At 72.5% G+C, this 11,739-nt stretch carries 7 protein-coding genes; all 7 read right to left on the bottom strand.

Annotated features, from left to right (window positions below):
• Positions 1-14: 14 nt before the first annotated feature.
• The 7 genes from ACH4DZ_RS29745 to ACH4DZ_RS29715 all read right to left on the bottom strand — a co-directional run bounded on the left by ACH4DZ_RS29745 (position 15) and on the right by ACH4DZ_RS29715 (position 11,718).
• On the bottom strand, positions 15-2,015 hold the full coding sequence (locus tag ACH4DZ_RS29745) for an alginate lyase family protein (RefSeq protein ID WP_398290464.1): 2,001 nt from the start codon (positions 2,013-2,015) through the stop codon (positions 15-17).
• Positions 2,012-4,231 carry a bi-domain-containing oxidoreductase gene (locus tag ACH4DZ_RS29740; protein ID WP_398290463.1) on the bottom strand — a complete coding sequence of 740 codons (2,220 nt, stop codon included), beginning with the start codon at positions 4,229-4,231 and terminating at the stop codon, positions 2,012-2,014. Before ACH4DZ_RS29740 ends, ACH4DZ_RS29745 begins: the two co-directional genes overlap by 4 nt.
• A gap of 81 nt (positions 4,232-4,312) precedes the next feature.
• The gene (asnB, locus tag ACH4DZ_RS29735; protein ID WP_398290462.1) at positions 4,313-6,241 is read right to left on the bottom strand and encodes an asparagine synthase (glutamine-hydrolyzing); all 1,929 of its coding nucleotides are present in this window, start codon (positions 6,239-6,241) and stop codon (positions 4,313-4,315) included.
• A gap of 3 nt (positions 6,242-6,244) precedes the next feature.
• Positions 6,245-7,771 (bottom strand): Wzz/FepE/Etk N-terminal domain-containing protein, encoded by a 1,527-nt coding sequence (locus tag ACH4DZ_RS29730; protein WP_398290461.1) that lies wholly within the window; start codon positions 7,769-7,771, stop codon positions 6,245-6,247.
• Positions 7,768-9,135 carry a Wzz/FepE/Etk N-terminal domain-containing protein gene (locus tag ACH4DZ_RS29725; protein WP_398290460.1) on the bottom strand — a complete coding sequence of 456 codons (1,368 nt, stop codon included), beginning with the start codon at positions 9,133-9,135 and terminating at the stop codon, positions 7,768-7,770. Before ACH4DZ_RS29725 ends, ACH4DZ_RS29730 begins: the two co-directional genes overlap by 4 nt.
• Positions 9,132-10,412 carry a glycosyltransferase family 4 protein gene (locus ACH4DZ_RS29720; RefSeq protein WP_398290459.1) on the bottom strand — a complete coding sequence of 427 codons (1,281 nt, stop codon included), beginning with the start codon at positions 10,410-10,412 and terminating at the stop codon, positions 9,132-9,134. Before ACH4DZ_RS29720 ends, ACH4DZ_RS29725 begins: the two co-directional genes overlap by 4 nt.
• Positions 10,402-11,718 carry a nucleotide sugar dehydrogenase gene (locus ACH4DZ_RS29715; RefSeq protein WP_398290458.1) on the bottom strand — a complete coding sequence of 439 codons (1,317 nt, stop codon included), beginning with the start codon at positions 11,716-11,718 and terminating at the stop codon, positions 10,402-10,404. Before ACH4DZ_RS29715 ends, ACH4DZ_RS29720 begins: the two co-directional genes overlap by 11 nt.
• Between the last annotated feature and the right edge of the window lie 21 nt (positions 11,719-11,739).

The raw sequence follows: 11,739 nt of genomic DNA, 5'->3' as shown, positions 1-11,739 counted from the left end.
GCTTCCTCCCCTCCCTAGTCGCGGAACCCGAGTACGGTCGTGAACTGCTGCGCGCTGTCGGTGAAGCCGGTGCCGACGAGCGTGGTGGCGGGCTCCTTGCGCCCGAAGCCCGGGGAGTACCAGCCGAGCGGCGGGTCGCTCTCGCCGCGGTGCGCCCCCCAGTCGAGCTGCCCGGGCAGGTCGAGGACCGCGGAGCGCTTCTCGCCGTCCCGCGTCCAGGTGAGTACGGCCCGGTCTCCCGCCAGGTCCGCGGTGATCGCCGGCCCCAGGTGGAAGGCCAGGCGCGCGGCCCGGCGCGGGCCCCGGACCTCGTCCACCACGCGCAACTCCGCTGTTTTGGCGGTCAGTTCGACCCGGCGGCGGTGCACGGAGCCCTGGTACCCGTCGTGCTCGGCGCACCAGCGGGACACGCCCTCGTCGGAGGTGTCCGTGTCGAGGACGCGGCTGCGGGCATGCCGGGTCCACAGGAACGGGCCGCCGGAGACGGAACTGTCGGTGCCGTCCAGCTGCAGGGTGTTGTGGCCGAGGGTGGAGCGGAAGTACTGCCGCCACTCGGGCTGCCCGTGGTAGCAGAACGTCCCCGGGTCGGCGAGGACGTCGACCCCGTCGTGCCGGACCTCCACGGACAGCGCGTCCGCGTGGGCGTGCGCGGCGATGGACAGGAAGCCGTGCGGACCGCCGTCGCAGCGGCACCAGATCTTGGCGGGGCCCCGGAGGACCGTCATGCCCGCGTCGGCGAAGTGGGCCGGCCGGCTCGCCGGGCGGGCCACGGCCTGCGCGGCCCCCTTTTCCGGGGAGGGCTGGTTCTTCGGGGACGGCCGGCCCTTCGCGTACGGGCGGACGAGCGCGGCCAGCAGCGGGGTGCGTACATCGGTGCCGGTCACCTCCGGCCACCAGTCGAGCCGGCCGAACACGGCGTCCCCGGTGGCCAGCAGCGAGGCCCAGCGGTCGGTGCCCGTGCCGTCCACGACCAGACCGTGTCCGTCGTCCGCGTCCCCCTGGCGCGGTGGCCGCAGCCGGTCGTCCACGACGGCGGCGAGCGCGTCGGTCATCCGCAGCAGCACCAGGCGGACCGTCGCGGGGACCGGTACGCCGGCGGCGTCCGCCTCGGCCAGCGCGGCCAGGCCCAGTTCCAGTACGAGTCCGTGGTACTCGCTGGCCAGTTCGCGGTTGAGGCCGGAGCCGAAGGTGTTGGCGCGCAGCTGCCGGTCGAGGGTCCGCAGCGCGTCGGTCCGCCACCGTGCGGAGGAGGGGAACCAGCCGAACGCGCACGCCGCCGCGAACTGCCCGGCCGCCTCGGCGATGACATGGTTGTTCGCCGACGAGCCCCGGCTGGGGAAGGCGGCCAGCCAGCGCTGGTGGTGCCAGATCTGGTTCCGCGCCACCGGGTTGTCCTCGAAGAGAGGGGCCGCGCCCGGCCAGCCGTCGAGGAGCCGGCGGATCCACACCCAGGACAGCAGCCGGATCCCCAGCTCGATACCGCTGATCCAGTGCACGCCGTGCAGCGGCGGGTTGACCGCCCACCACGACCGCAGCTGCCCGGCCACGCGCTCGGCGTACCGCTCGTCACCGGTGATCGCGTAGGCGGCGGCGAGCACGGTGAGGTACTGGTGCCGGGACGGCTCCCAGATCTGCTTGATGTCCCCGGCCGCGTCCTCGCTGCGGTACGGCACGTCGAAGGCGTAGCCCCCCGGGGCCCGGCGCCCGGTCTTCGGGTCGTACCACCAGTCCGGATCGGCCAGGTCGTCGCGGACCACCCCGAAGAACTCGGCGTGCCCCTCCATCAGCCGGTCCGCCTCGGCGACGAGACGTTTCGCGGCGTCCGGGGCTATCGCGGCGAGCGTCCCCGCGGGCAGTAACGCGGTGAACCGGGCGCCGGTCACGTCGGGCGCGTCGGGCGGCTCGGCCCGCCAGCGCCGTCTGCGGACCGTGTCGCCCGCCCGTCCTGCGACCTCCAGCGGTCCCATCCGGGACAGTCGCCGCAGGTACCAGCCCGCGGTGGTGCTCACGGTCATCGCGCCCTCGCCAACGTCACCGGCGCGCCGCCGGCCAGGCCGGACGGCACGGCGAGGGTGGCCGCCGTGGTGGCGACCAGCGACTCCAGCGGCACCGGCATGGGGCCGCCGGTCCGCACGGCCTTGATGAACGCGGCCAGTTCGGCGTTCTGCCCCTTGTCCCGGGCCTTGGGCAGCCGTGAACTGACCCAGCGCTTGCGTCCGGCCCCGCCGTCGGCATACAGCGAGGCACGGACGAAGTCGTCGAGCCGCAGCACCTTGCCGTCCGCGACGAGGTCCAGGGTCTCCTTGGGGAAGCCGGCCGCGCCGGTGGTGACGTAACTGATGGTGGCGGTGGACCCGTCGGGGTATCGCAGCAGCACCTGCAGGTCCTCGTTGCCGGGCGCGGCGGTGGCGTACACCGATACCGGGTCCGCGTCGAGGAGCCAGCTCGCCGTGTCGATGAAGTGGCCGCCCTCACCGGCGAACCGGGAGCCCTCGGTGCCCTGTTGGAGGTACCAGCTGCCGTGCTGCAGGCGGCCCGCGTTGACCAGGTAGCGCAGACTCGCCGGGCCGGTCCTGGCGCCGAACCGCTTCTTGGCCTCCTGGAGCAGCGGTGCGAAGCGGCGGTTGAAGCCCACCTGCAGCCGGTCGTTGCCGGACTCCTCCACCGCCGCGAGCACACCGGCCAGTTCGTCCTCGGAGAGGGCGAGGGGCTTCTCCACGAACACCGCCTTGCCCGCGAGCAGCGCTCTGCGGGTCAGTTCGGCGTGCGAGCTGTGCCGGGTGACGACGAAGACCGCGTCGATGGACTTGTCGTCGAGCACGGCGTCGAGATCGGTGCTCGCCTCGTCGAAGCCGAACTTCCGCTTCGCGTTGGCCGCGGACAAGGCCGTCGTGGTGACGACCGTGGACAGCTCGACGCCGTCGCGCTGTGCCAGGTGCGGCAGCAGCATCGACGTCGCGTAGTTCCCGGCGCCGGCGAACGCCACCCGCACGGGCGCGTCGGCCGACCGGGCCGGGGTGGCCGCCGTGCCGCCGCGTCGCACCGCGGGCACGGCAGGCACGGTCACCGTGGGCGCGGGGGTCTCCGCCCCGGCCGGGTCCTCCGTGCGGCCCGGGTAGCGGAACAGGACGGCTACGGCCTTCAACTCGCCGTCCTTCAGGCGCTGGTAGGTCTCGACGGCATCGTCGAAGGCGGCGACGTGCGAGATCAGGGGCTCCACGTCGACGCGGCCACGGGCGAGGAGGTCGAGGAAGCACGCCAGGTTGCGGCGCTCGGTCCAGCGCACATAGCCGATCGGGTAGTCCCGTCCTTCCAGCTCGTACGCCGGGTCGTAGCGCCCGGGGCCGTAACTGCGGGAGAAGCGGACGTCGAGTTCCTTCTCGTAGTACGCGTTCCAGGGCAGGTCCAGACGGCACTTGCCGATGTCGACGACCCGGCCGCGGTCCCTGCAGAGCCGGGCGGCCAGCTCGACGGGCTGGTTGCTGCCGCCGCCCGCGGCCAGATACACCTGGTCCACGCCGTGGCCGTCGGTGAGTTCGGCGACGGCCGCCTCCACGGCCGCGGACGCGGGATCCCCGCAGGCCACGGCGCCCAGGCGCTCGGCGAGTTCGCAGCGCGCCGGGTCGGGGTCGGCCCCGACGACGCGTACGCCCGAGGCGGTGAGGAGCTGGGCCACGAGCTGCCCGATCAGGCCGAGGCCGATGACCAGCGCCACCTCGCCGAGCTGCGGCTCGCCCTGCCGGACGCCCTGCATCGCGATCGACCCGACCGTGCCGAAGGCCGCGTGCCGTGGCGCGAGGCCGTCGGGTACCGGGGCGTAGAGGTTCTTCGGCACCCAGTTCAGCTCGGCGTGCAGCGCGTGCTCGTTGCCCGCGCAGGCCACGAGGTCGCCGACCTTCACATCGTCGATCCCGGGCCCGACCTGCTCGACCACCCCGGCCAGCGAGTAGCCGAGCGGTGTGTACGAGTCGAGCTTGCCCATCACCTTGCGGTAGGTGGCGGGCACCCCGTTGGTGGCCACGCTCTGCATGACCTTGGCCACCTGGTCCGGCCGGGAGCGGGCCTTGCCCACCATCGACATACCGGCCTCGGACACCTTCATGAGCTCGGTGCCGGTGGAGATCAGCGAGTAGGCGCTGCGGACCAGCACCCCGCCGGGCTTGCACCCCGGCACGGGCACGTCGAGCAGCGCCAGTTCGCCGCTCTTGTAGTTCTGCACAACCTGTTTCACCCGAGCTCCTCTTGATTTCTACGCCGTCAAGCCGTCGTGCGGTCGTGCGGTGTCATGCCGTGCGTGTCATGCCGTGCCGTGTCATGCCGCCTCGCTCCGGCCGGACCCGGAGGTCGCGTCGCGATACCAGTACTCAAGGGTCAGCACGTGCCACAGATGTTTGGAGAAGTCCCGCTGCCCGGCGGCGTCCTCGGCGACCATGCGGGCCAGCGCGTCACGGCGCAGGATCCCGGAGTTGACGAGCACGCCGTCGTTCACCACCTCGCGCACCAGCGGTGCCAGGTCCCGGCTCATCCAGGCGCGCAGCGGGGCGCTGAACAGGCCCTTGGGCCGGTAGACGATCTCCCGGGGCAGGATCGAGGTGGCCGCCTCCTTGAGGACGGCCTTGCCCTGCCGTCCGACGATCTTGCGGTCGCCGGGCACGGCGAACGCCGCCCTGACCACCTCGACGTCCACGTACGGCACCCGCACCTCGGTCGACGCGGCCATGCTGGAGCGGTCGGTGTAGGCGAGGTTCAGGCCCGGCAGGAACATCCGGGCGTCGCCCAGGCACATGCGGTTGACGAAGTCGTCGAGGTCGTTGTCCTCGTAGATGTCCGCGTGCTCGGTCAGCACGTCGTCGACCGTCCCGGCCAGGTCCGGATTGACCAGGGCGAGCAGTTCGTCCTGGTCGTACATGGTGTAGCTGCGCCGGAACGCGGTCTCCTCCGGCAGGTCGGCGAAGGAGAGGAACCGCTTCGCGAAGCGCACCGACCGGTAGCCGCGGCGGGCGGTGGCGACCGGCAGGCGGTCCACCGTCGCGGACAGGCCGCGCCGCAGGGGTCGCGGGATGCGCTGGTAGCGCAGCGCGAGCAGGTTGGCGAGGTGCTTGCGGTAGCCGGCGAACAGCTCGTCCGCGCCCATGCCGGAGAGCATCACCTTGACCCCGGCCTCGCGGGCGGCCGAGCAGATCAGGAAGGTGTTGATCGCGGCGGGGTCGCCGATCGGCTCGTCCAGGTGGTGCGTCATCCGCGGCAGCAGGTCGAGCACGTCCGGGGCGATCTCGATCTCGTGCAGGTCGACGCCGAACTGCTCGGCCACCTGCCGGGCGTAGCGCAGATCGTCCGGCATCGCCTCGAACTTGGCGTCCTCGGCGCGGAACCCGATCGTGTATGCGGAGATCCCCGGCCGGTCGCGGGCCGCCAGCGCGGTCAGATAGCTGGAGTCGAGACCGCCGGAGAGGAAGGTCGCCACGGGGACGTCGGAGAGCAGGTGCTGCCGGGTCGACTCCTCGACGACGGCGGCCAGGTCCGGGAGTTCACCGCTGCGGGCGCGCTCCCGGCCTTCGGCGGCGACGTCCTTGAGGTTCCAGTACCGGCCGCGCTCGATCCGGCCGTCGGGCCGGCACCGCAGCCAGCTTCCCGGCGGCAGCTTCTCCGCCTCGCGGAACGCGCAGCGCGAGTCCGGCACCCAGTAGTAGAGCAGTGAGGCCACCAGGGCCGCCTGGTCCACCTCCAGCGTTCCGCCGGTCACGGCGGCGAGCGCCTTGAGTTCGGAGGCGAACATCAGGCCGCCGCCGCGCCGGAGCAGGAACAGCGGCTTGATGCCGAGCTGGTCGCGGGCGAGCACCAGCTCACCGGTCCGCTCGTCGAAGACGGCGAACGCGAACATGCCGCGCAGCCGGGGCAGGCAGTCGGTGCCCCAGCGCCGCCAGGCCTCAAGGAGCACCTCGGTGTCGGAGGTGCCGCGGAAGCGCACCCCGGTGGCCGCCAGCTCGGTACGCAGTTGCGGCGCGTTGTACAGCTCGCCGTTGTACGTGAGGGAGAGGCCGTCGGAGACCATCGGCTGGGCGCCGGTCTCGGACAGGTCGATGATGGCCAGCCGGCGGTGCCCGAGGTGCACTTCGCCGTCACCGGCCGAGTGGCTGTAGCGGCCCGCCCCGTCCGGGCCGCGGTGGGCGAGGACATCGGTGAGCCGGTCGGTCACGGCCTTTCCGTCCGGCCATCGGTAAGTGCCTGCGATGCCACACATGTTCTACCTGGCCTCCTGGTCGCTGTACGGGACGCGTGCGGCCGTCATCGAGGGTCGTTCCGTCCGCGGGCGGCCCGTCCCGTGCTGCTGGGCGGGCCGCTCCTGGGCGCCGCGCAGCGCGGTGTGCAGCCCGTCCCACAGCGTGCCGTCGGTCCGGTCGCGCGGATCGGGGTCGATCAGCACCACACCGATCACCGGTATGCGCTGGTCCGCGAGCTGCCGCGCCACGGTGTGCAGCCATGCGGCGCTGCCGTGCCCGGCCCGCACGACGAGCACGGTCCGGGCGCCGAGGTACTGCAGATCGGTCCACGCCGTGCCGGGCGCGACCGAGCCGACGCCGAGCCGGCGTGCCTGCTTCGGCACGGCCGCGGCGTCCTCGCCCCTGATAACGGTCGGGCCTCCCGGCTCCTGGCGGCTGTTGGCGAGTTCCCGTCCGGGCAGGCCGTCGATGACGACTACCGGTCCCTCCGCCGCCAGCGCCCTGGCGACGTTCAGGGCGATCACGCTCGTGCTGCGCGCACAGCCCAGTTCCAGCAGCGACACCGGTTCCGCGGAGCCGCGCACGGCGCGGGCCAGGGTCGCGGTGAGCCGTTCGCGGGCCGCCCGGGCCCGTCGGGGCCGCCACAGCCCGGGCGACCAGCGGGGCAGGGCGCGCAGTTCCGCGACGACCGAGGCGCCCAGGTTCGCCGCGATCTCTTTGCGCAGCACGGGTCGGTCCGCGACCACTGTGCCGACCGCGGCCAGCCCGAGCCCGAGGACGAGCCCGAGGACGAGCCCGATCACGGCGTTGGTGGCGGCGGATCTCGGCAGGGAGTGCTCGACCGCGCGCGGGGCGTCCACGATCTGGGTGCCGGCGATGACCTTGGGTGTGCCGGTGCGCGCGTCCGCGGCGCGCTGGTCGAAGTCGGCGATCCGTGAGTTGAGCAGGGCCCGGCGGGCGAAGAGGGACTCAAGGCTCGCCGACGCCTGCGGGTCGCTCTCCGGTCGGTCGCCGATCGCGTTGTTGACCTCGGTCAGCTCGTCCCGCATGCGGTCGCGCTGGTCGAGCAGGGCCTTGGCCTCGGCCTGCGCGGCTTCCCGCATCCTTCGCACATGGTCCGCGACGAACGCCTCGGCCAGCGCGGTGGCCCGGGCCACCGCCTCCTCGTCGCTCTTGCCCGTCACATCGATCTGCAGCAGGTTGTTGGTCAGGCCGGTGCCCCGGTAGTCCTTCATGAAGTCCTCGGGTCTCTCCGGGGACTTGAGGGCCTGCAGGGCCTTGTCGGCGATCCGTGTGGTGCCCAGCAGCGCGACGTCGGTACGGATCAGCGTTCCGGTGTCGTTCGGCTGGTCCTCCTGGTGCACGACCAGCACCTTGGCCGTCGCGCTCGGCGGTGGCGGCAGCAGGACGGCCACGGCCGCGCCGAGGAGCAGCCCCAGCAGGGCCACGGAACCCCAGAGGCGGCGGCGCCTGCGCACCGCCACCACCAGCGCGTGCAGGTCGAGCAGTGGAGTGGCGGCCGACGGCTCCGCGGTCGTACGCGTCGTCATGCCGGACCTCCCGTCGTGTTGCCGGGAACCGCGAGGGCCAGCGGGGTGTCGTCCGCGGGCCGGTCGGCGGAGCGCGTAGGCCGGGCCCGGACCGTGCCGGCGACGACGATGCCGACGACCTCGTGCCTGGCGTCCGCGCAGGCCTCGGCGACGGCGGCGAGCTCCCCCGCGGTCCAGCTGCCCGCGCTGAGCACGACCAGGACTCCGGACTCGGTGTCGCGGTCGGGGACCAGCGGCTGGGACACCGCGACGTCCACCACCCGCAGCACCGGATCGCTCTTGGCCTCGGCGACGAGCTGATCGGCGGCCCGGCGGGCGGTCCCGTCGCCGTCCGGTACGACGACGAGCAGGCGCCGGGGGGCCGGCAGCTGGTTGCGCAGGCGCACGCACACCCGCCGGTAGCGGATCCGCCGGCCGGCCTCGTCGCCGTAGTTCTGCGGGTCCGGGACGTCCCACCGGGTGTCGGCGCCGAGCAGTCGGCGGATCCGGGCCGACCGGCCGCTGTCCTCGGGCCGGTGGACGGGCCGTTCCTCGGGCACGTCGACGGTGCCGAGCAGCGTCGAGCCCAGTGCCGCGGCGATCTCGGGTTCGGTGCGCAGCCGGCGGTTCATCCGGGCGGCGGCCAGATGGGCGATGACGGTGAGCAGGAACGCCAGCAGCGCCCCGCCGACGATGAGCTGCACCCTTGTCGGTGGCGCCTCGCCGGTCGGCCGGGCCGCCGGTCCCATGACCACCATGCCGGCCTTGTTGGTCGCCGGGTCGGCCTCGTCCAGTTTCTGCATGGCCTCTTCCAGCGCTGTGCGCAGGTTTGCGAGCGCGGTGCGGGCCTGCACGCTCTCCACGGTCTGTCCCGGATCGGCGGCCTTGGACAGGTCGGTGATCCGGCGGTTGGTCTCCTCCACCTGCTGCCGCAGTGCCTCGGGACCCGTGGCCGCGTCGGAGTCGGTGCTGTCGCCCGCGACGCGCGCGGCGAAGGCGACGAACTGCTGGGCCGACCGGTCGGCGAGCCGTTGGGCGCGCTCCGGGGTGTCGGCCGTGCCCGAGATCTTGATGATGTTCCCGTTCGCGGCGGCGGCGCTCACCTTGTCCCGCAGGTCGCCGCCGCTGACGCCCTGCCAGTGGAGCGTGGCGGCCACGCGGTCGACCACGACCGAACTGGTCGCGATCTCCGCCTGGGTCAGCAGTTCGCGCTCCTCCCACTGCCCCGGCAGCAGGACCGATGCCGACGCCGTGTACTGCGGCGGGAACAGCACCGAGGTGCCGTAGCCGACGAGCGCGCCCACCACGACGAGGAGGGCGAGGAGCCGACGGCGGCGGCGGAGAATCCGCCCGATCGTGACCAGGCGTATCGTGTCGTCGCTCAACGGAGCGGCCTCCTCCCTGTGCGGGCGGGGCGGCCCGCCGGGACCGGCGCGCGGTCGCGGCAGGCAGCGGTGTAGGCGGCGAGCAGCGCCGCTTGCGAGTTCCGCCAGGAGAGCTGTCCGGTGATCCGCTCCTGGCCGATCTTGCCCATCTCGGCACGCCTCGCCGGATCGTCCAGCAGCAGCGCGACGAGCTTCGCGAACTCGGCCTCGTCGTTGGCGGGCGCGTAGACGGCGGCATCGCCGGCGGAGACGCGTGCCTCGCGGAGGTCGAACGAGACGATCGGCCGGCCCATGGCCATGTACTCCAGGACCTTGTTCATGGTCGACACGTCGTTGAGCGGATTGCGCGGGTCGGGCGAGAGGCACACGTCCGCGGTGGACAGGTAGCGCACCAGGTCGGCGTCCGGGATGCGCCCGGTGAACTGCACCTGCTCGGCAAGGCCGAGCTTTCGGGACAGCTCCACCATGGCGTCGAAGGCGTCGCCGGAGCCGACGAACACCGCGTGCCAGTCGGTCCGGCCGAGGTCGTCGCGCAGTTTCGCGAGGGCCCGCAGGGCGTAGTCGACACCGTCCTGGGGTCCCATGACGCCGAGGTAGCACAGCAGATGGGGCTTGCCGCGCTTGAGTTCCGGCTCGGGCGGTACCGGCTGGAACCGGTCGGTCTGGGGCGCGCTGCGCACCACGAAGACGTCTTCCGGCCGCTGCCCGCCACGGCTGACCGCGACGTCCCGGTAGCTCTCGTTCGTGGCGAGCACGACGTCCGCGGCCCGGTAGGTCATCCGTTCCAGCGCGCACACGCCGCGGTAGAGCAGGTCCTCGCCGCGGTCGAACCGGGAGAGGTACAGCTCGGGCACCAGGTCGTGCTGGTCGAAGACGAACCGCGCACCGCGCCGCTTGAGCCAACGGGCGGGCAGGAACAGCAGGTCGGGCGGGTTGCAGGCGTGGACCACGTCGACCGGGCCGACCTTGCGGGCCAGCCGGAGCGTGTGCCACAGCGCGGATCCGTACTCCCGCAGATAGCCGGCCGGTCCTCCGGTGGCGGCGCGCAGCGGGTAGCGGTGGATGCGCACCCCGTCGATCTCCGCCTCCGGCTCGGTGTCCCGCTTGCTTCCCTGCGGGCAGATGACGTGGACCTCCCAGCCCGCGTCGCGCAGCGTCGTGCACTCCTGCCAGACCCGTCGGTCGAAGGGCACCGACAGGTTCTCCACGAGGATCAGCGCGCGCCGGCCGGGCCGGTCGGTGCCGGTCGTGTCGTCGGACGATCTGTTACCAGGCAAGGCCCATGTACCCCGGTTCGGTCCGGCGCGCCTCGGCGTCGGGAAGGTGGATGAGATCGATGAGCACGGGGCCCTCGCCATGGGGCAGTGCCGACAGGACGGCCGGATCCCTGGTGCCGACCAGGCAGACCTCGGCGTGGTCGAGCACCTCTTCGACGGAGTCCGCGAGGAGGTGTGCGAGGTGCGGCAGCCGGGTCTCGATGTATTCGCGGTTCGCGCCGAGCAGCCTGGAGAGGCTGACGTTGGCGTCGTAGATCTTCAGGTCGTACCCCTTGCCGAAGAGACGTTCCGCCAGTTCGACGAGCGGGCTCTCGCGGAGGTCGTCGGTGCCGGGTTTGAAGGACAGCCCGAACAGTCCGGCCCGGCGCTTTCCGGTGCGCTCGACCATCTCCACCGCGCGTTGCAGATGGGCGGAGTTGGAGGGCAGCACATGGGACAGGATGGGGACCGAGACGTCGGCCCGCTGGGCCGCGTGGACCAGGCTGCGCAGGTCCTTGGGCAGGCAGGAGCCGCCGAAGGCGAAGCCGGGCCGCAGATAGGCGGAGCTGATGTTCAGCTTGCGGTCGGCCAGGAACACGTCGATCACCTGGTGCGAGTCCACCCCGAGCGCCTGGCAGACGGCGCCCAGTTCGTTCGCGAAGCCGATCTTGAGGCCGTGGAAGGCGTTGTCGGCGTACTTGATCGCCTCGGCCGTGGGGATCGGCACCCGGAACACCTCGCCGGGCAGGCCGTCGTACAGGGCCCGCACCGCGTCGCCGCTCGCCGGGTCGAGTTCACCGATGACGGTCTTGGGCGGGTCGAAGAAGTCCCGCACGCTGGAGCCCTCGCGCAGGAACTCCGGGTTGACCGCGACCCCGACGTCCACCCCGGCCGTGCCGCCGACGTACTTCTCCAGGATCGGCAGGAGCAGGTTCAGACAGGTGCCCGGGAGCATGGTGCTGCGGAACACGACGGTGTGCCGGCCGCCCCGCTCGGCGAGCGCGGCGCCGATCTCCTCGGTGACCCGTTCCAGGTAGGTGGTGCACAGGCTGCCGTTGGCCTCCGAGGGCGTGCCCACGCAGACCAGCGAGATCTCGCTGCCCATGATCGCCTCACGGACGTCGTCCGTCGCTCTCAGGGCGCCGGTCCGTACGACGTCGGCGATGAGCTCGCCGATACGTTCCTCCACCACCGGGGCCTTGCCGTCGTTGACCAGGTCGACCTTGACCTGGTTGACGTCCACCCCGATGACCTCGTGCCCCATGCTGGCCAGGCACGCGGCTGATACGCAGCCCACGTAGCCGAGACCGAAAACGCTGACCTTCATGATCCGTTCCTCCCCCCGGGC

Origin of the sequence: Streptomyces sp. NPDC017991, from assembly GCF_044328075.1 — a bacterium.
GTDB lineage: Bacteria > Actinomycetota > Actinomycetes > Streptomycetales > Streptomycetaceae > Streptomyces.
This window is presented reverse-complemented; position numbering and strand designations above follow the sequence as displayed.